The organism is Pseudomonas sp. Eth.TT006 (assembly GCF_054456575.1).
Genome location: NZ_JBTJEN010000005.1, coordinates 356901 through 375413 on the forward strand (window position 1 = coordinate 356901; position 18513 = coordinate 375413).

Here is an 18513-nt window from a genome sequence, read left to right on the forward strand (position 1 = left end):
CTGCTCGCGATTGAGTGCGCAGCACTCACCCTGCTTAAGCATTTACGCGCTCCAGAATAATTCGCCCGCTCGAACAGGTCGCGGTGTCATTGCGGTAAGCAAAATACAGTTTGCTGCGCTCGCGATCGAAACGCAGGTGCAGCTGGATTTCATCGCCGGGGCGCACCAGTTGCTGGAATTTCAGCACTTCCATGCCGGCGAATTTACCCGGCAGGTCCAGCAGTTGCTGACCGAGTTTCAGCGCCCATTCGACTTGCACCACACCGGGCAAAACCGGGGCTTTGGGGAAGTGACCGCTGAAGTAGGCAAGGTCCGCCGGTACCGCCAGTTGCAGGCTCCATTCGCCAGCGCTTTCGACTTGTTCCAGCACTTCCGGGCCTTTCGGTCGCGGCGCCAGCAGCAGCGCTTCGATGTCGGCCTGTGGCAGCTTGCCTTGGCTGTTCAGCGGCAGTTGCCGCACCAGCCGCCAGCGCCGAGGCAGCGCCAGCGCTTCGCAATGTTGACTGAGGTGTTTGCGCAGGGCTTCGGTCAGGCTGCGGCGGCCATGTTCACGCAGGGCGAACAGACCCTCGTCACTGAGCACCAGCAGTGCCCCGAGTACCGCACGATTTTCCTGAACCACGCCCAGCCGTGCTTCGGCGACCCACTCATGGGCGACCAGCGCCTGCTCCAACATCGGCAGGGAAATACGCTTCTCTTCGAGTTTGACGATGCGGTCCAGCCGCCCCAGCAGTTCGAAACGGCCACCGGCGGCGATGCGCGCGGCGTCGGCGGTGTGTTCGACGTGCCCCGTCGGCAGATACGGTGAGGCGATCAGCAGCGCGCCGTCGCTGTCCTGGCTCAGCTCGACCCCGGCGAACGGCTGCCACAGGCTGGTGCCCTGACGCCAGGCGATGCCGCCGGTTTCCGAGCTGCCGAGAATTTCTGTCGGCCACTGTTGCAAGCGTTGCTGCAGGCTGTGCGCGGCCTCTGCCGGCAGCGCGCCGCCGGAGGAAAACACCCGGCGCACGGCACTCAGGGCCGGCCAGTCGAGGTTGTCGCCCATGCGTTTGAGCAACGCCGGGCTGCCGACCCAGGCGAAGGCCGGGTGTTCGCGGCTGGCGCGTTGCAGGTCTTCCGGAAACGCCAGTTGCTTGCGCACGAACCCGCGCCCGGCGCACAGCGGCCACAGCACGCGAAACAGCAAGCCATAGATATGCTGGGTGGCAACGCTGCCGATGATCCAGGCCTCGCCGAGATCCGCCCCCCACAGTTGCTCCAGCGCCTCGACCTCGTTGGCCAGTTGGCGCAGGTTTTTCTCGATGCGCTTGGGCTCGCCGCTGGAGCCGGAGCTGCACAGACTCAGGCGGCACTGCTCGAGATCCAGCTCCGCGCCGGGCAGGGCCGATTGCAGCAGATCGTTCAAGTGCACGTCAGCGTTGTGATCGGTCAGCCACAGATCGACTTCACTCGACCAGCGCTGGCGGGTCTGCGCTTGCAGGTCGGCAGGCAGCAACACACTGACGCCGGCGCGCCAGGCACCGAGCAGGGCGATGGCAAGGTCGGCGGCATCTTCCAGATGCACCGCCATACGTTGCACGCCGCGCGCCTGCAGGCCGGCGGCAACGCTCAGTGCCTGCTCGCGCAGTTGCGTGTGGTCAAGGGCCGGGATGTCAGTGATGACTCGCCCCGGCAGGGCCTTGAGCAACAGGTGCTCAAGTTTTATCCAGTTCATTTACGGCCTCTTACCCGTTGTCGTATCAGCCATTCAATGGCAAACATCAAGCCGATCAATCCGTAGGAGATCAGGCCGGTGTACAACATCCACCAATGCAGCGGCGCCCACAGGGTCAGGAGGGCGGCGCACAAACCGTTGCAGAAGAAAAACACGCTCCAGGCCATGGTGACCTGGCGGGTGTAGCGGATCGCCTCGGGCGGCAGTTGCGGCTCGCGCAGCCGCGCCAGGCGCTCGACCATCGGCGGGCCCCATTTCAGGCTCAGGCTGAACAGCACCAGCATGAAGCCGCTGATCAGCACCGGGTACCAGCGCAGCAACAGCGGGCTGTCGAACAGCGCCAGCAACCCGCAGAACACGATTGCCACGCAAGCCATCCACAGACTGCCGGGCTTGCGCTCGCCAGTCAGCGCGCGGGCCAGCCACAGGCTGCCGAGCAGCAGCCCGAACTGCCACGGGGCGAAGTGCTCCATGCCGAAATACACCGCAAAGGGGTACAACAGGCCCGCCAGCAGCAGGCCGAGGCCGATCAAACGGCTCATGCGGCCGGTTGAACCAGACGGAAGACCGCCTCGACCACGTCACCGACGGTACGCACCGATTTGAATTCTTCGGCGGCGATTTTCTTGCCGGTCTGGCGTTTGATGTGATCGATCAGGTCGACCGCGTCGATGCTGTCGATTTCCAGATCCTGATACAGGTTGGAGTCCAGGCTGATGCGCTCCGGCTCCAGTTCGAACAGCTCGACCAAGGCATCGCGCAGGGTGTTGAAAATATCGTCACGAGTTTGCATGGTCCGGTCTCAAGCTGCCTGTTTTGCCGTGACGAAAGCCGCAAGGCTCGCCACGTTGGTGAAGTGGTTACGGGTGTCTTTGGCGTCGGCGTCGATCTTGATGCCGTACTTTTTCTGGATTGCCAGACCCAGTTCCAGCGCATCGACGGAATCCAGGCCCAGGCCTTCGCCGAACAGCGTCAGCTCGTCGCCGATGTCGTCGACGCTGATGTCTTCGAGGCCGAGGGCGTCGATGATCAGCAGTTTTATCTCACGGTGCAGATCGCTCATCTTCGGCGAGCTCCTTGATGAAGTAGGTGTGCAAATAGTCGTTGAGCTTGCGCGAGGCTTGCGGGGCGGGGCCTTGCGTGGCGAAAGTCTGTGGGTCTATATCGGCCCCGACGCGAAAACTGAAGTGCACGCGGCGGCGGGGGATGCGATACCAGGGTTCGGCCTTGGTCAGGGTGGTCGGGCTGACCTTGATCACCACCGGAGTGACGATTTTCGCACCGCGCAGGGCAATCGCCGCAGCCCCCCGATGAAAGGCCGGTGCCTGCCCCGGCTGGGTGCGGGTGCCTTCAGGGAAAATGATCAGGGTCTGGCCGTTTTCCAGAGACTGGGCGGCGGCGTCGAGCATGTCCATGCTGCCGTCATTGCTGATGTATTCGGTGCTGCGCAGCGGGCCACGGGTGAAAGGGTTTTCCCACAGGCTTTTCTTCACCACGCAATTGGCCTGGCGCACCAGACCAATGAGGAACACCACGTCGATCAGCGACGGGTGGTTGGCGATGATCATCTGCCCCGGACGACCGAGGCGTTCAGCGCCTTGAATGTCATAGGTCAGCACACCGCTGCGGGCCATGAACCGGACGAAAAACCAGAACAGCCGACTGACCGTCTGCCGCGCGCGCTGCCGGTGTTTCAGGGCATCACCGGGCAGGCAGCCGAGCAGCGGAAACACCAGCATGCGCAGGCACAGCCCGCCCAGCCCGAACAGAGCGAAACTGGCGGCAGTGGCCAGCAAACGCCAGTAGTAGGCGTCGCGGGTTTTCTCGGTCACGGGTTGCGTTGCCAGGTCCATACACGATTTTTCCAGGCATGTTGGCAATGGGACTGCTGACCGAGCAGGGTTAGCAACAGATTCAGTGCGTGCGGCCAGTGCGCCTTGGACAGTGCCGCCGGGCCGCTGTTCAGGGTCAGCCGCCAGTCGGTACCCGGGGTGAGCAACAGACCGACTGCGTAGGGGAAGGGCACGTCGTCGATCCATTTCGAGTAAGCCTGGGGCGGCTGTTCTTCGGTGATGATCAGCAACACGGCCGGGGCGCCTTCGTCGAGCAGCGCTGCGGCTTCAAGCATGCCGTGTTCGAGGCCGTCGCCAGCCGCTGCGAGGGCGCTCATTTCGCTGGTTTCGCCGCGCATGATCGACCACAGGCCGATGATGGCGTTGTGTACCGACAGGCTGAACTGGGTCGGCGACAACGGTTCGTCCTTCGCCAGGTCGCTGAGGATGTCGAAGGTGCGCGGGGTTTCGCCGTGTCGCGAAACAAACACCAGCGGCAGGTTCTCCCGTCCGTCGGCCAGCGGCCAGCCGACGCTGAACGCCATCCGCGCCAGGCGGCTGAGACGCCGGCGCTGCATGGCGGGCAGGAACGACACATCGGGCGCGGCATCGCTGCTCTGGAGTACGACCGGCTGTCGGCTCCAGGCCTGCCAGGCGTCCACGCTGTCGAGCCCCGGGGCCCACGCGCGCCATTGGGCGATGTTGAAGTTGATCACGGATGTTCATCCCGCCCCTGCGGGCTTGTAGTGACGCTTTGAGTCGCCAGAGCCGCGGCCGACCTGACGTGGCGCAGGGCGCCGGGTGGCGCGCATTATCCCGGTGCGGTGAGTGTGTAGCAAATGTTGGTTACGTTTTGCCCAGCGAAATGTACCGAGTGGTTCGTAGAAAAGCTGTCATTTGGCCATTATCCAGATCAAGGCAGACATGTCTGTCAGGCAACTCGGCGCTGGAAGGCGGTTTTTGCTCTGTTGTGATGCAGATATTTGCACCGGACCCTGTAGTCCGCGTCCAGCGAGGTAGCGAAGCCAACCCGCGCGCAACTACACTCGGTCATTCATTGATACACGGAGGTTTTGTCATGCGGCGCGTGGTGTTCAATCAGAAAGGTGGCGTGGGCAAATCCAGCATTGCCTGCAATCTGGCGGCGGTCAGTGCCAGCGAGGGTTATCGCACGCTGTTGGTGGATCTCGATGCCCAGGCCAACTCCACTCAGTATCTGACCGGGCTCACGGGGGACGACATCCCGATGGGCATCGCCGATTTCTTCAAGCAGACCCTGTCTTCAGGGCCGTTCTCGAAAAAGAACCAGGCCGATATCTACGAAACCCCGTTCGACAACCTGCACATCATCACTGCCACCGCCGAACTGGCCGACCTGCAGCCCAAGCTTGAGGCCAAGCACAAGATCAATAAGCTGCGTAAGTTGCTCGACGAGTTGTCGGAAGACTACGACCGGATCTACCTCGACACCCCGCCGGCGCTGAACTTTTATGCGGTGTCGGCACTGATCGCCGCCGATCGTGTGCTGATTCCCTTCGATTGCGACAGCTTCTCGCGGCAGGCGCTGTACGGGCTGCTGGCGGAAATCGAAGAGTTGAAGGAAGACCACAATGAAGGCCTGGAAGTCGAAGGCATCGTGGTCAACCAGTTCCAGGCCCGCGCCAGCCTGCCGCAGCAGATGCTCGAGGAATTGATCGCTGAAGGCTTGCCAGTGTTGCCGGTTTACCTGACCAGCTCGGTGCGCATGCGCGAATCGCACCAGGCCAGCACACCGCTGATCCACCTCGATGCGCGGCACAAACTGACGCAGCAGTTTGTCGAGCTGCATAACCTGCTTGAAGATGCCTGATAGCGGGACAATCCACGATCCTGTGGGAGCTGGCTTGCCAGCGATGAGGGCCGCAGATTCAGTATCTCCATCGACTGATCCACCGCCATCGCTGGCAAGCCAGCTCCCACAGGTTCTGTGTTGGGTCAGATCCCCTGACTACGCAACCACGCCATCAACTGCGGCATCGGCAACGCCCCGCTCTGCCGCGCCACTTCTCGACCATTCATGAACAGAATCAGGCTCGGAATCGAACGAATCCCCAACTGCGCCGACAGCTGCTGATTGGCTTCGCTGTCGAGCTTGGCCAACCGACACTTACCCGCCAACTGCGCCGCCGCCTGTTCGAACACCGGCGCAAACGACTTGCACGGCCCACACCAATCCGCCCACACATCCACCAGCAACGGCAGATCACCCTTGATCTGACTGGCGTAGTCACCTTGCTTGAGTTCGAAAGGCTTGCTTGACAGCACTGCGGATTTGCAGCGCCCGCACTTCGGGTGATCGCCAAGGCGCTCGGCGGGGATGCGGTTGAGGCCGTTGCAGGCGGGGCACGGGATGAGGAGTGGGGTGGTCATGGGCAAGGTCCGGTGAAGAGCGATAAACCCTAGTTGGAGACGTTTGCTCATATTTTCAATCATGCGGATCTCGATGGTGGGCCTAGGCTGAGACGTACCGGGCAAACCGTTGGTCGGCTGGGTTTATCGCAATTTGCGATAATTTGATCTTGTGATTAACTTTCCATAGCAGAATGCGATAAGGATGTTGCATGCATGTGTTCAGTGAAAAACCAATTCGAGAGGCCAAAGCGCAGTGGCCACAGGCAGCAACTGCGCTAGCGCAGTGGTTTCGCCTTGCAAGCAGAAGTTACCCAAAAGATTTCGCGGCAATGAAGTCGATATTTCCTGCGACCGACAAGGTCGGTGAACTCCACGTTTTCGATATTGGTGGAAACAAACTGAGGCTGATCGCCTTTGTCAGTTATCGATCGCAGAGGCTTTACATCAAGCACGTGCTCGACCATCGCGAATATGCTCGCGGCAAATGGAAGGAGGGAAAGGTATGAGTAGTTTGATCAAGACAGTTGCCGAGCACTGGGAGTTTGTCTCTCCGTTGCTTCGCAAGCCGAAAAATGAAGAGGATTACGATGCCTTGGTGCAGGCGGTCGGCGAGATCCTTGAGCTAACCGGTGATGATGAATCGCATCCACTGGCGAGTTTGGTGGACATCATCAGTGACTGGATTGCTGAGTGGGATCGCACACACCATCCGATGGCCGAGGCGAGTGGCGAAGAGGTCCTTGGCTACATGATGCGCGAACATGGACTGACACAAAGCGACCTGCCGGGTGTGGGCACCCAATCCGTCGTTTCGGAAATTCTGAACGGCAAGCGCAAATTGAACCTGCGGCAAGTTCGCTGGCTGGCTGACTACTTCAAAGTGCCTGCAGAAGTGTTCATCTAGGCTGGTTCAGGAAGAACAACTGATCTCCAGATGCTTGCCCCACTCCGGTGGCCGCTCGGCATAGCTCTCCATTCCAGGCTGTTCCTCGAATGGTTTGCTCAACACCGCATGCAGCCGGCGCACTTCCGAGTAATCGCCTTGTTCGGCAGCATCGATTGCCTTCTGCGCCAGGTAGTTGCGCAGGATGTACAGCGGATTGACCGCATGCATCCGCGCTCGGCGTTGTTGCTGGTCGGTTGCGCCATCGCGGGCGACACGGGCAACGTAGCGCTCGCCCCAGGCATCGAAGCCTTTGATGTCGACGAAGTCATCGCGCAACCGGGCGACGGCCTGTTCGGCAGATTCTTCGCCCAGACGACGGAAGAACAGCGTGTAGTCGACGCCGCTGTTCTGCATCAGTTGCAGCAGGTTTTCCACAAGTGTCTGGTCGTCGTCTTCGGCGCTGGTGAAGCCGAGGCGGCGGCGCATCAGGTCGAGGTAGTGCGCCTGGAACAGCGGCAGGTACAAACCGAGGGTTTCGCGCAGGGCTTCGACGCTGATGAACGGCGTCAGGGCCTGGGCCAGGGCGCTGAGGTTCCACTGGCCGATCGGCACCTGATTGCTGAACGAGTAGCGGCCCTGGTCATCGGAGTGGTTGCAGATGAAGTGGGCGTCGAAATCATCGAGGAAGGCGAACGGGCCGAAGTCGAAGGTGATGCCGAGGATCGACATGTTGTCGGTGTTCATCACCCCGTGGCAGAAACCGTAGGCCTGCCACTTGGCAATCAGTTCGGCATTGCGCTCGACGATCTCGCGGAACATCACCAGATACGGCTCCGGTTGTTCCAGGCATTCAGGGAAGTGCAGCGCCAATACGTGCTCGCCGAGTTGCTTCTGCTGCTCGGGACGCTTGGTGTAATAGAAGTATTCGAAGTGGCCGAAGCGAATGTGGCTCGGCGCCAGGCGCAGCACCATCGCTGCGCGCTCCTGCTTTTCGCGCCACACCGGGGTGTCGGAGCCGATCACGCAGGCCGCGCGTGAAGACGGAATGTTCAGCGCGTGCAGCGCTTCGGAAGCGAGAAATTCACGGATCGACGAACGCAACACTGCACGACCGTCGCCCATGCGCGAAAACGGTGTCTGCCCGGCGCCCTTCAGATGCAGGTCCCAGTGTTCGCCGGCGTTGTTGTAGACCTCACCCAGCAACAGTCCACGACCATCGCCCAGTTGCGGGGTATAGCCGCCAAACTGGTGACCGGAATAGACCATCGCCCGTGGCTCGGCATCGGCCCACAGCTTGTGGCCGCCGAACAGTTCGGCGAATTCCTGGGTCTGCGCGGTGGCCGGCTCGAGATCAAGCAACGCCAGCGCCGCCGGGCTGGCGACGACCAGGCGCGGGTTGTCGATCGGCTCGGGCAGCACATGGGCGGAGAACGCATCGCCGAGGCGGGCGAAACGATTGTCGAAGGTCAGTTCGTCGAGGGCTTTCACGGGCCGGCTCCAGCAGAATGTCCGAGCATTCTGCTGGGAATAGACCGGTTAGTCGAGTTTGGCCGGCGGCGGCTCTTGCAGCGGCTTTTGCTCGTCGCTGATCGGCACGACGGTTTTATTCTCGTCTTCGATCGGCACCAACTTGTATTCCTGGCCATGAAGGTTCTTCAGGTACACCTCCATCTGGCGGAAGGAGATGTTGATGTGCTGCTTCTTGAACTCGCGGTTGATGAAGCGGTTCACTTCGTCGAGCACCGGGTTGCGGTCGCCGAGATCACGCACGTGCATGCGCAATTCGTGGTCGAGGGTGCTTTCGCCGAAGTTGAGGAAGTACACGTGCGGCTCGGGTTCCTTGAGTACCCGCGGGTTTTCCCGGGCGGCCTTGAGCAGCAGTTCCTTGACCAGATCCAGATCGGAGCCGTAATCCACACCAAGTTTCAGCGTGACCCGGGTGATGGTGTCGGTCAGCGACCAGTTGATCAGTTGCCCGGTAATGAACGTCTTGTTCGGGACAATGATGTCCTTGCGGTCAAAGTCGGTGATGGTCGTGGCACGGATGCGGATCTTGCTCACCGTGCCCGAGAGGTTGCCAATGGTGATGGTGTCGCCGATCCGCACCGGGCGTTCGAACAGGATCATGATGCCGGAGATGAAGTTCGCGAAAATCTCCTGCATCCCGAAACCAAGACCTACCGACAGCGCCGCCACCAGCCACTGCAACTTGTCCCAGCTGACGCCGAGGGTCGACAGGGTCGAGACGAAACCGACGCCGGCGATCACGTAGGACAGCAGGGTCGTGGTCGCGTAGGCGCTGCCCTGCGCCAGGTTGAGTTTCGACAGCACGAACACTTCGAGCAGACCGGGCAGGTTGCGCGCCAGGGCGAAGGTGATGCCGATGATGATCAGCGCGCCGAGCATGTCGCCGATGCTGATCGGCACCATGCTCATGTTGGCACCAGTACCGCTGGTGTATTCGTAAAGGGTGATGTTGTCGAGGTACGAGAACACCGAAATCAGGTCGGCCCAGACCCAGTACAGCGCGGCGATGAAGCCGCCGAGCAGCGCCAGACGGATCAGGCGCAGCGACTGTTCGTTGACCTTTTCGATGTCCAGCGTCGGCTCTTCGATCACCGCTTCGCCGTCGCCGGCCTCCTTGGCGGCCTGGCGTTTGGCCAGGGCGCGCTGGTAGGCCAGACGCCGTGCGGCGACCGCCAGACCGCGGACGAAGGTGGCCTCGATCACCAGCCAGAACATCAGCAGGTACAGGGTGTTGATCAAACGGTCGCTGAGTTTCAGTGCGGTGTAGTAGTAGCCGAAGCACACCGCGACGAACAGGGCGATCGGCAGCAGGGTGAACATCACGCCCACGGCCTTGCGGAACAACGAGGCGTTTTCGTGGGCCGGGCTGCTGATCAGCAAGCGGCTGAGCAGCCACGCCATCAGCGCGTAGCAGGTCAGCACCACCGGCATGCCGATCACATCGTCGGCCAGCGCCGCCGGTTGCAGCTCGGCAACGGCCACCACGGTCACCAACGCCATCACCACCAGCCCGAGGCGACGTACCCAGCCCTGGAGGAACTCGACTTGCGGTTTGTCCCAGCGGAAGTGCAGCTCGGCCACGCCACCCGGCGAAAGAATCCGGTAAGCGGTGTAGAACACCAGCCACGCCTGACCCATCTGCAGCAGCGCCGCGCCCATATTGGCGTTTTGCCCGCGGGCGTCGATCTGCAGGGCCAGACCGCACAGGCCCAGACCCAGCGCCACCGGCATCGCCAGCAGAATATTGATCAGGATCGCCTGCGGCGTATGCCACTGGCTGTCACGCTTGAAATGGCCGATGTCCTGGTGAACCTTGTTCAACCGTGCGTACAACGCCTTGCGCCGCCACAGCAGGGCGCCGATCAGCAAGGCCAGCGGCAGGAACAGCAACGGTCGCTGAGTCAGGCCGTCGGTCAGCTCGCTCAGGCTCGACGCCAGCGGCAGGGTGTCGATCTGGCGTTTGAGCCGTTCCGGCACGCTGCGAATCCATTCGGCGTCCAGCGGCTTGTTGCTGGGAATCCAGAACATCTGCTCGTCGAGGGTCGCACGCAGGCTTTGCGCGGTGCTCAGCAGTTGTTTCTGGTTCAGTTGCAGGGTGATCGATTCATTGAGCACCGCGCTCAGCTCGCGGTTAAGACGCTCCAGCAGGTCGGCGCGGGTGTTGGCCAGTTCCAGCAGGCTCTTGCGCAGTTGTGGGGTGACTTGCTCCGGTGGCTGGGTCGACAGCAGGTTGTCGACGTAGGTCGCCGGGCTGCTGAGCAGTTCGCGCTGCTGGCTGACTTCGAACTGATACAGGCGAATGTCCGCGATCTGGTCCGCCAGATCACGGTCAACCTTGAGTCGCGGCAGCGCCTGCTTCTGCTTATAGAGAATCTTCGACAGCAGCAGGCTGCCCTTGAGCACGTTGATCTGCTCGTCGAGGGCTGAGTCGCTTTGCGTCAGGGTGTCGAGCTGCTGTTTGGTCTGCAAGTTCTGCTGGGTGACCTCGTTGAGGCGGTCGGTGCTTTTCAGCAGGTAGTCGGAGAGCTTGAGGTTGGCCGCGCTTTCGGTGGCGAGCAGGCTGCTGCCGCCGGCCTTCTGTGCTTCGATCGACTGCTGGGTGACGGTTTCCTGCGACTGCGCCAGACGCTTCTGGTTGATCAGGGTCTGCAGTTCCTGGATCTCGCGGTCGAGGCGGTCGGATTTCTCCGAGAGCAGGTCATGCTGGCTGTTGCCCAGATCCTGCAACTGACTGTTGCCGGCCAGTTCCTGACGGCGCAGCGGAATCAGCGCGTTCAGCGCGGCGAGTTCGGCATTCAACTGATCGCGCTGCTCGGCACTGACGGTCTTGCCCGCGTCCTTGCCGGACTTGAGGATGGTGTTGATCTGCTGGATACGCGTCTGGCTGCTGGAAATCTCCGCCTGCGCACGCTCGGGGCGGGTCTGCGCAGTGATGATCAGGCTGTTGGCGTCGGCCAGAGCCTTCTGCAGATCGCTTTGCTGGGTCGAACGCTCGGTGAGGATCTGCTCCAGTTGCTGGATCGATTCCTTGGGGAAGCGCTGCGCCACCGGCACCACGGCTGTGGCCTTGAGGCGCGTCAGTTCGCGGGTGTTCTCGATGGTCTGCCGGGGAGCTGTCGCCAGTTGCTGCTTGAGGTCGATCAGCTTCTGCTCGTAATCATGCCGGTTGTTGAGCTGATTGAGCGTGCCTTGCAGGACCGTTTGCAGGGCCTTTTTATCGGCATCCGGCAGCTTACTGTCGGCCAGTTTGTCCAGGCTGGCCTGCACGGCTTCGCTGGAGGGCGGTTCGGCGGCGTACAGCGGGCCGACGGAGAGACTCAGGCCCAGCAGGGCCGCGAAAAAAAAGGAGCGCAGGGTAGGCATAGAGACCGGTCAAGCAAGTGAGAATGGACGCAGTTTAGAGGAAGAGACCGGGACCCGGGCGACTTCCTTCGGGGAATCTGACGCCCACTTTGCCGATCTTGTTCCCGTCCATGACCGCGACCGTCCAGTGGGTGTTGTTCCACTCCACCTGGTCACCCACGATCGGTGCACCACCGACCTTGTGGGCGATGAACGTGCCCAGGGTCATGTCCGGATCGATACCTTCGGCCGGCAACCCGTACAGCGCGGCAACCGCTTTAAGCTGGGCGTCTCCTTCGAGCACGAAGTCGCCGAAGAAGCGCAGATCCAGCCCGCGTTGTGGCGCCTGGCTGAACAGTTTGCCGAGGGCCGGCAGGTTGTGTTCATGGCCGATCACACACAGTAAATCATCGACTTCCAGCACCGTACTACCCGACGGATGGAGCAGTTGCTGGCCGCGAAACAGCGCGGCGATCCGCGTGCCTTCGGGCATTTTCAGCTCACGCAGGGGCGAGCCGATGCACCATTTCTCGGCGCCGAGCTTGTAAACGAACAGCTCCCACTCGCTGGTGATGTGCACTTCCAGCGCGGAACGGGAGATTGGCGCTGGCTCGGGCGGTACCGTCACCTTCAGCAATTTGGCCACCCACGGCAGGCTCGTGCCCTGCACCAGCAGCGACACCAGCACGATGAAGAACGCGAGGTTGAAGTACAGCTGCGCATTCGGCAGCCCGGCCATTAACGGGAACACCGCGAGAATGATCGGTACCGCGCCGCGCAGGCCGACCCAGGAAATAAACGCTTTTTCCCGGCCATGGAACGCCTTGAACGGCAGCAGGCCGACCAGCACCGACAGCGGCCGGGCGAACAGAATCATCCACAGTGCCAGGCCCAGCGCGGGCAGGGCGATCGGCAGCAAATCATGCGGTGTCACCAGCAGGCCCAGTACCAGGAACATGCCGATCTGTGCCAGCCAGGCCATGCCGTCAAGCATGTGCAAAATACCGTGGCGGCTGCGCACTGGGCGGTTGCCGATTACCAGGCCGCACAGGTACACCGCAAGGAAACCGCTGCCGTGCAGGGCGTTGGTCAGGGCGAACACCACCAGACCGCCGGCGATTACCAGAATCGGATACAGGCCGGTGGCGAGGTTGATCCGGTTGACCAGTTGCAGCATCAGCCAGCCGCCGCCCAGACCGATCACGCCGCCGATGCCGAACTCGCGGATCAGGTGGGTCAACAGGCTCCAGTGCAGGCCAGTCTGGCCGCTGGCGAGCATGTCGATCAGGGTCACGGTGAGGAACACCGCCATCGGGTCGTTGCTGCCGGATTCGATTTCCAGGCTGGCGGTCACCCGTTCGTTGAGGCCCTTGCCGCCGAGCAGCGAAAACACTGCGGCGGCGTCGGTCGAGCCGACGATGGCGCCGATCAGCAGGCCCTGAATCAGGTTCAGATCAAACAGCCACGCCGCCGCCATGCCGGTCAGTCCGGTGGTGATCAACACCCCGACCGTCGCCAGCGACAGCGCTGGCCACAAGGCCACGCGGAAACTCGAGACTCGGGTGCGCAAGCCGCCGTCGAGCAGGATCACCGCCAGGGCAAGGTTGCCGACCAGATAGGCTGTCGGGTAGTTATCGAAAATGATCCCGCCGCCATCGACACCGGCGGTCATGCCGACCGCGAGAATGATCACCAGAATGGGGATGCCGAGACGGGAGGAAAGAGAGCTGACAAGAATGCTCGCACCTACCAGCAACGCGCCGATCAAGAACAGGCTGTTGATGGTCGTCGCATTCAAAGGCAGTACTCCAGAAGCGTAAAGACGGGCACAAACTGACCATGCAGTCTGCGTGCCAGCGATTCTAACCTGTTGAAATGCGGTGCTGTCAAAAAGCTTTTCAGCGGGGTATGCGGGATATGGGTTCGGCTGGCGATTGCTGCCCTCACCCTAACCCTCTCCCGGAGGGAGAGGGGACTGACCGCGGTGTTTATGCGAGGTGCACCGACTTGCAATTGCGAGTCGAACTCAAGATCTGAAAAGCCCCCGGTCTGCTCCCTTCCCCCCAGAGAGGGACTGATCGCGGCGTTTATGCGAGTTGCACCGACTTGCAATTGCGAGTCGAACTCACAATCTGAAAAGCCCCCGATGTGCTCCCTTCCCCCCAGAGAGGGGACTGACCGCGGTGTTTATGCGAGTTGCACCGACTTGCAATTGCGAGTCGAACTCAAGATCTGAAAAGCCCCCAATCTGCTCCCTTTCCCCTCGCCCCCTTGGGGGAGAGGGTTGGGGTGAGGGGGTGGCTTTTGATCTTGACCTTGATCTAAAAAATCAAAGGCTAAAGCGCCCAACCATGTTGTTCAGGTCCAGCGCCAGACGCGACAGCTCGTTGCTCGCCGCACTGGTCTGATTCGCGCCGGTTGCCGATTGCACCGACAGGTCACGGATGTTGACCAGGTTGCGATCCACTTCGCGGGCCACTTGCGCCTGTTCTTCGGCGGCGCTGGCGATCACCAGGTTGCGCTCGTTGATCTCGACGATGGCGGTGTTGATGGTGTCCAGCGACATGCCGGCGCCACGGGCGATGTTCAGCGTCGATTCGGCGCGTTCGGTGCTGTTGCGCATCGAATCCACGGCGTGTTCGGTGCCGCTCTGGATGCTGCCGATCATGCGTTCGATCTCGCTGGTCGACTGCTGGGTGCGGTGCGCCAGCGCACGCACTTCGTCGGCCACCACCGCGAAACCACGCCCGGCTTCACCGGCACGTGCCGCTTCGATCGCCGCGTTGAGGGCGAGCAGGTTGGTCTGATCCGCCAGGCCGCGAATCACGTCCAGCACCTTGCCGATGTCGCGGGATTCATTCGCCAGGTCGCCGATCAGGTTCGCCGTGCTCTGCACGTCGGCACTCATGCGTTCGATGGCGCTGACGGTTTCCTGCACCAGGTCACGCCCGTCGCCCGCCGAGGTGGTGGCGTTTTTCGAGGCTTCCGAGGTGCTCACCGCATTGCGGGCGACTTCTTCCACGGCGCTGGTCATTTCGTTGACCGCAGTGGCGGCCTGTTCGATTTCGTTGTTCTGCTGGGTCAGACCGCGAGCGCTTTCGTCGGTAACGCTGTTCAGCTCTTCCGCCGCAGACGCCAATTGTGTGGCCGAGCCGGAGATACGCTGCAAGGTGTCGCGCAGTTTCGCCTGCATCTTGGCCATGGCAGCCAGCAAGCGTCCGGCTTCGTCGCTGCCGTCGACGTGGATCGGCTGGGTCAGGTTGCCTTCGGCGATGGTTTCCGCCGCGTCCAGCGCTTTCGAAATCGGTTTGGTGATGCTGACGGTCAGCAGCCAGGCAAACAGCAAGGTCAGGCCGGTGGCGATCACCAGCAGAGTCACCACCAGATTGAATGCCGAGGAGTACTGGTCGGCCGCTTCCTGATTGGTCTGGCTGATCTGCTCGCCGTTGATCTGCATCAGGCGGTTGAGCACGGTGTTCATCGCTTCGGAGTTGTTCAGCAACTCGGTGTTGAGCAGGTTGCGCAGCTCATCCACCTGATTGTTGCGCGACAGGCTTTTCATCCGGTCTTCGATCTGCCGGTACTGGCCCAGCAGCTGCACGTATTGATCATAAGCCGCGCGTTCCTGCGGGCTGCTGATCAACGGCTCGTAGGCCGATTGGGCGGCGCGGATCTGCTGGTTGCGGGAGTCCAGCAGTTCCATGGTCTTTTGCTGAACGTCCGGCTCGCGGTTGACCAGCAAGCGATACGACAACACGCGCAAGCGCAGGGTCAGCTGGGTGAACTCGTCGAGGTTCTTGATGCTTGGCACGCTGCTGGACGTGATGTCCTCGGCCGCGCCGCGAATTTTGCTCATCTGGTTCAAGGCGAACACGCCGAGAATCAGCATCAGGCCGCCGATCAGGGCGAAACCAGTGAACGCCCGGGGGGCGATATTCATATTGCGAAGGGACATGGGTGCTTACCGAAGAAGGGCCGCATCCATGCGAGCTGAGACTGCTGTATGAAGGGACTTATCGGTCATACGACTAAAGTCTTGAGGTGGTGTGCGTATTTGTCGCATGGGGCCTGGGGCGACGAAGTGCAGGAACCAGATCGGCAGATCACAGTCTTTTAAACTCGCGAGAACGGTCGGCCACCAGGAAAATCAAGGCCTTGCGCCGGTTAAACCCTGGCATCGGCAATGACTTTTCTTTATCGTACGCGCCCTTTGAAAAACGCCTGGAAGATCAAAATGTTGGAAGCATCCCTCAGCCAATTGGAACAGCTTGTCAGTGACTTGGTGCAACAGAACCAGACGCTGACGCAAACCAACCAGACCCTGTCCATGGAGCTGGCTCAGGCCAAGGATGAAAACGAAAGCCTGCAACTGAGCCTGATGGAACAGGAAGAAAAGCACGGCGCCACCGCCGCGCGCATCCAGGCGCTGGTTGATCGCGTCAACGCAGGTCCTGTCAGCGCATGAACCACGGCACCGCAGGGGTAAAAGTCATCTCCATTCTCGGGGAAGACTATTCGATCAAGGCACCGGCCGGGGAAGAACAGACCCTGCTGGACGCAGCCTTGATGCTCAAGGCTGCACTGGCCGACACCAAACGCAAATACCCGACACTGATCGGCGACCGCCTGCTGGTGCTGGCGGCGATGAATCTGTGCTCGCAGCAGATCGAAATGAAGAAGCAACACCAGCAGGAACTCGACCGTTACCAAGAGCAAGTCAGCGCCACGGTCGACACCATCGCCAAGACCATCAATCAGGGCTGATGGGGTTGCGCACAACCAAAGAATAAATTGTCGATTGGTTTGTATACAATCGGCACGGCTGTTGCATTGCTTCGGCCACTTATTCTTTGGGGGTGCTCCCATGCAGTTCTGGCGTCGCAGTATTCAATGGCAACTGATTCTCAGCATGGGCACCGCCCTGCTGGTCAGCATCCTGATCGTGGTTGGCATTTATACCCTGGTGGTCAACCGCCTCGCCCAGAGCTATCTGGTCGAGCAAGCGCTGCCGTCGAGCATCGAAGCGACGCGCAACGACATCGAACGCATCCTCGTCCAGCCACTGACCGCCGCCAAGGACATCGCCAGTAACCGCATGGTCCGCGACTGGCTGGCCGGCGGTGAGGACAGCAGCAAAATGGCGGCCTTCACTCAGTATCTGGAAGGCATCCGCGCCGAACACAAAGCGTTCACCGCGCTGATCATCGGCACCGAGTCCAATCATTACATCACCGAAAAAGGCCTGGATCGGACCCTCAGCCGGGCCAAACCAGCCGATGCCTGGTTCTATTCCTTCCTCGACAGCAACCAGCCGCGCACCCTGAATATCGACAACGACGGCGCCACCGGAGAACTGGCGTTGTTCATCGACCTGAAGGTCGAGCAGGCCGGCAAAGTCGTCGGCGTGGCGGGCCTCGGCCTGAGCATGAAAGAGCTGTCGGAGCTGATCCACAATTTCAGTTTTGGCGAGCGCGGCAAGGTCTATCTCGTGCGCTCGGACGGTCTGATCCAGGTTCATCCTGAGGCACAGTTCAGTGGCAAACGCACCCTCGCGGAGCAGATCGGTGCTTCAGCGGCGCAAGCCGTCATGGGGCAAAAAACTGCGGTGAACGCGACCTTCCAGCGCGACGGCGAAGACTTCCTCGCGTTCAGCCTGCCGCTGCGTGATCTCGGCTGGACACTGGTGGCCGAAGTGCCACAGTCGCAGATCTATGCCGAAGCCCGAAAAGCCATGTGGATGAGTGGCGGCATCGGTCTGCTGGTAGCGCTGGTGTGTCTGGCGCTGGTGGTGTGGCTGGCCCAGGGATTGGTACGACCGATTCGTCAGGTAACAGCCGCGCTGGTAGCAATCGGTAGCGGCGGTGGAGATTTGACCCATCGGTTAGATTCCAGTCGCGCCGATGAGCTGGGCGATCTGGCTCGGGGCTTCAATCGATTTCTCGACAGTCAGCGCGGAATGATCGGCGAAGTGCTGACCACCAGCGAGCGCTTGCGCACCGCCGTCGGCCAGGTGGCGAAGGTGGTGGACAACACCGCCGAGCGCTCCGGCCGCCAGCAGGAAATGACCGACATGGTCGCCACTGCTGTTCACGAAATGGGCCTGACTGTGCAGGAGATCGCGCAGAATGCCGGCAATGCCGCGCTGGCTTCGCAAACCGCGCGCGATGAAGCGCTGCAGGCGCGGGAAGTGGTCGGTGGCTCGATCCGCCATATCGAAAGCATGTCCGACGAGATTGGCGTGGCCGCCGGAGCGGTGGGGGAGCTGGCGCAGCAGGTGGCGTCGATCGATTCGGTGCTGGCGGTGATTCGTGGGGTGTCCGAGCAGACCAACCTGCTGGCACTCAACGCGGCTATCGAAGCTGCGCGTGCCGGGGACATGGGCCGTGGGTTTGCGGTTGTTGCTGATGAAGTGCGCACCCTGGCGCGCAGGACCCAGGCGTCCACCGACGAAATTCAACAGATGATCGGCAGCCTCAAGCAGGGCGCCGAGAATGCGGTGTCCTCGATGCGCACCGGGCAGGCCGCGACCGGCACCGGAGTGGAATCGAGCCAGCGCACCGGGGCTTCGTTGACCGCGATTACCGGGCAGGTCGAGCGCATCAGCGACATAAACCATCAAGTGGCGACGGCGACGGAAGAGCAGTCGGCGGTGACCGAAGAGATCAACCGCAACGTGCAGGGCATTTCCGATCTGGCGCGGGCCACGGCCGGCGAGGTGCGGGCGTGTAGCGAGGATTGTCAGATGTTGCAGCGTTTAGCGGATGATCTGGCGCGGCAGATGGGTGGGTTCAAGTTGAGTTGATGCGCTGTCAGTTCTGGCC

The 18513-nt window shown here is 61.4% G+C and carries 17 protein-coding genes and 1 pseudogene; 7 read left to right on the top strand and 11 right to left on the bottom strand.

Annotated features, from left to right (window positions below; translation table 11 throughout):
- Positions 1-34: 34 nt before the first annotated feature.
- Genes ACXR0M_RS11165 through ACXR0M_RS11190 form a run of 6 tightly spaced genes read right to left on the bottom strand, consistent with a single transcriptional unit; the run spans position 35 to position 4262 of the window.
- The gene (locus tag ACXR0M_RS11165) at positions 35-1714 is read right to left on the bottom strand and encodes an AMP-binding protein (protein WP_458831943.1); all 1680 of its coding nucleotides are present in this window, start codon (positions 1712-1714) and stop codon (positions 35-37) included.
- Entirely contained in the window at positions 1711-2256 is a 546-nt protein-coding gene (locus ACXR0M_RS11170; protein WP_458831944.1) for a COG4648 family protein, read from the bottom strand. Before ACXR0M_RS11170 ends, ACXR0M_RS11165 begins: the two co-directional genes overlap by 4 nt.
- Complete coding sequence (locus ACXR0M_RS11175) at positions 2253-2507, bottom strand: acyl carrier protein (protein ID WP_458831945.1); 255 nt, start codon at positions 2505-2507, stop codon at positions 2253-2255. Before ACXR0M_RS11175 ends, ACXR0M_RS11170 begins: the two co-directional genes overlap by 4 nt.
- A gap of 9 nt (positions 2508-2516) precedes the next feature.
- The gene (locus ACXR0M_RS11180) at positions 2517-2777 is read right to left on the bottom strand and encodes a phosphopantetheine-binding protein (protein WP_458831946.1); all 261 of its coding nucleotides are present in this window, start codon (positions 2775-2777) and stop codon (positions 2517-2519) included.
- The gene (locus ACXR0M_RS11185) at positions 2758-3567 is read right to left on the bottom strand and encodes a lysophospholipid acyltransferase family protein (protein WP_458831947.1); all 810 of its coding nucleotides are present in this window, start codon (positions 3565-3567) and stop codon (positions 2758-2760) included. Before ACXR0M_RS11185 ends, ACXR0M_RS11180 begins: the two co-directional genes overlap by 20 nt.
- Positions 3543-4262, bottom strand: a complete 720-nt coding sequence (locus ACXR0M_RS11190) for a beta-ketoacyl synthase chain length factor (protein ID WP_458831948.1) — start codon at positions 4260-4262, stop codon at positions 3543-3545. Before ACXR0M_RS11190 ends, ACXR0M_RS11185 begins: the two co-directional genes overlap by 25 nt.
- Before the next feature lie 362 nt (positions 4263-4624).
- Here ACXR0M_RS11190 and ACXR0M_RS11195 point away from each other — a divergent pair, with 362 nt between their 5' ends.
- Positions 4625-5395, top strand: coding sequence for a ParA family protein (locus ACXR0M_RS11195; protein ID WP_458831949.1), 771 nt, complete (start codon positions 4625-4627; stop codon positions 5393-5395).
- Between the two features lie 125 nt (positions 5396-5520).
- Here ACXR0M_RS11195 and trxC read toward each other — a convergent pair whose 3' ends face one another.
- A complete protein-coding gene (trxC, locus tag ACXR0M_RS11200; RefSeq protein WP_458831950.1) occupies positions 5521-5955 on the bottom strand; it encodes a thioredoxin TrxC in 435 nt (144 codons plus the stop codon).
- 191 nt (positions 5956-6146) lie between these two features.
- Between trxC and ACXR0M_RS11205 the strand changes: the two genes are divergently transcribed.
- Positions 6147-6443 (top strand): type II toxin-antitoxin system HigB family toxin, encoded by a 297-nt coding sequence (locus ACXR0M_RS11205; RefSeq protein ID WP_458831951.1) that lies wholly within the window; start codon positions 6147-6149, stop codon positions 6441-6443.
- Positions 6440-6841, top strand: a complete 402-nt coding sequence (locus ACXR0M_RS11210) for a helix-turn-helix domain-containing protein (protein ID WP_458831952.1) — start codon at positions 6440-6442, stop codon at positions 6839-6841. Before ACXR0M_RS11205 ends, ACXR0M_RS11210 begins: the two co-directional genes overlap by 4 nt.
- A 6-nt stretch (positions 6842-6847) precedes the next feature.
- Here the strand turns inward: ACXR0M_RS11210 and selO are convergent, their stop codons facing one another.
- The 4 genes from selO to ACXR0M_RS11230 form a co-directional block, all read right to left on the bottom strand.
- On the bottom strand, positions 6848-8311 hold the full coding sequence (gene selO, locus ACXR0M_RS11215; protein ID WP_458831953.1) for a protein adenylyltransferase SelO: 1464 nt from the start codon (positions 8309-8311) through the stop codon (positions 6848-6850).
- Positions 8312-8359: 48 nt separating this feature from the next.
- Entirely contained in the window at positions 8360-11713 is a 3354-nt protein-coding gene (mscK, locus tag ACXR0M_RS11220) for a mechanosensitive channel MscK (protein ID WP_458831954.1), read from the bottom strand.
- 34 nt (positions 11714-11747) lie between these two features.
- A complete protein-coding gene (locus ACXR0M_RS11225; protein ID WP_458831955.1) occupies positions 11748-13490 on the bottom strand; it encodes a potassium/proton antiporter in 1743 nt (580 codons plus the stop codon).
- Between the two features lie 531 nt (positions 13491-14021).
- Complete coding sequence (locus tag ACXR0M_RS11230; protein WP_458831956.1) at positions 14022-15647, bottom strand: methyl-accepting chemotaxis protein; 1626 nt, start codon at positions 15645-15647, stop codon at positions 14022-14024.
- Between the two features lie 279 nt (positions 15648-15926).
- Here ACXR0M_RS11230 and ACXR0M_RS11235 point away from each other — a divergent pair, with 279 nt between their 5' ends.
- From ACXR0M_RS11235 to ACXR0M_RS11250, 4 genes and pseudogenes are all read left to right on the top strand, one after another.
- Positions 15927-16157 carry a hypothetical protein gene (locus tag ACXR0M_RS11235; RefSeq protein ID WP_458831957.1) on the top strand — a complete coding sequence of 77 codons (231 nt, stop codon included), beginning with the start codon at positions 15927-15929 and terminating at the stop codon, positions 16155-16157.
- Positions 16154-16456 carry a cell division protein ZapA gene (locus ACXR0M_RS11240; protein WP_007967308.1) on the top strand — a complete coding sequence of 101 codons (303 nt, stop codon included), beginning with the start codon at positions 16154-16156 and terminating at the stop codon, positions 16454-16456. The genes ACXR0M_RS11235 and ACXR0M_RS11240 overlap by 4 nt, the downstream gene beginning before the upstream one ends.
- A 145-nt stretch (positions 16457-16601) precedes the next feature.
- Positions 16602-17627 (top strand): annotated as a pseudogene (locus ACXR0M_RS11245) (HAMP domain-containing protein); the annotation flags it as partial.
- A gap of 135 nt (positions 17628-17762) precedes the next feature.
- Positions 17763-18494, top strand: a complete 732-nt coding sequence (locus ACXR0M_RS11250) for a methyl-accepting chemotaxis protein (RefSeq protein WP_458831965.1) — start codon at positions 17763-17765, stop codon at positions 18492-18494.
- Positions 18495-18513 lie beyond the last annotated feature (19 nt).

Excerpts from the sequence above, each read along its gene's own strand:
- ACXR0M_RS11165 (WP_458831943.1), bottom strand. The coding sequence starts at position 1,714 with ATGAACTGGATAAAACTTGAGCACCTGTTGCTCAAGGCCCTGCCGGGG.
- ACXR0M_RS11170 (WP_458831944.1), bottom strand. The coding sequence starts at position 2,256 with ATGAGCCGTTTGATCGGCCTCGGCCTGCTGCTGGCGGGCCTGTTGTAC.
- ACXR0M_RS11175 (WP_458831945.1), bottom strand. The coding sequence starts at position 2,507 with ATGCAAACTCGTGACGATATTTTCAACACCCTGCGCGATGCCTTGGTC.
- ACXR0M_RS11180 (WP_458831946.1), bottom strand. The coding sequence starts at position 2,777 with ATGAGCGATCTGCACCGTGAGATAAAACTGCTGATCATCGACGCCCTC.
- ACXR0M_RS11185 (WP_458831947.1), bottom strand. The coding sequence starts at position 3,567 with ATGGACCTGGCAACGCAACCCGTGACCGAGAAAACCCGCGACGCCTAC.
- ACXR0M_RS11195 (WP_458831949.1), top strand. The coding sequence starts at position 4,625 with ATGCGGCGCGTGGTGTTCAATCAGAAAGGTGGCGTGGGCAAATCCAGC.
- trxC (WP_458831950.1), bottom strand. The coding sequence starts at position 5,955 with ATGACCACCCCACTCCTCATCCCGTGCCCCGCCTGCAACGGCCTCAAC.
- ACXR0M_RS11205 (WP_458831951.1), top strand. The coding sequence starts at position 6,147 with ATGCATGTGTTCAGTGAAAAACCAATTCGAGAGGCCAAAGCGCAGTGG.
- ACXR0M_RS11210 (WP_458831952.1), top strand. The coding sequence starts at position 6,440 with ATGAGTAGTTTGATCAAGACAGTTGCCGAGCACTGGGAGTTTGTCTCT.
- mscK (WP_458831954.1), bottom strand. The coding sequence starts at position 11,713 with ATGCCTACCCTGCGCTCCTTTTTTTTCGCGGCCCTGCTGGGCCTGAGT.
- ACXR0M_RS11230 (WP_458831956.1), bottom strand. The coding sequence starts at position 15,647 with ATGTCCCTTCGCAATATGAATATCGCCCCCCGGGCGTTCACTGGTTTC.
- ACXR0M_RS11235 (WP_458831957.1), top strand. The coding sequence starts at position 15,927 with ATGTTGGAAGCATCCCTCAGCCAATTGGAACAGCTTGTCAGTGACTTG.
- ACXR0M_RS11240 (WP_007967308.1), top strand. The coding sequence starts at position 16,154 with ATGAACCACGGCACCGCAGGGGTAAAAGTCATCTCCATTCTCGGGGAA.
- ACXR0M_RS11250 (WP_458831965.1), top strand. The coding sequence starts at position 17,763 with ATGGTCGCCACTGCTGTTCACGAAATGGGCCTGACTGTGCAGGAGATC.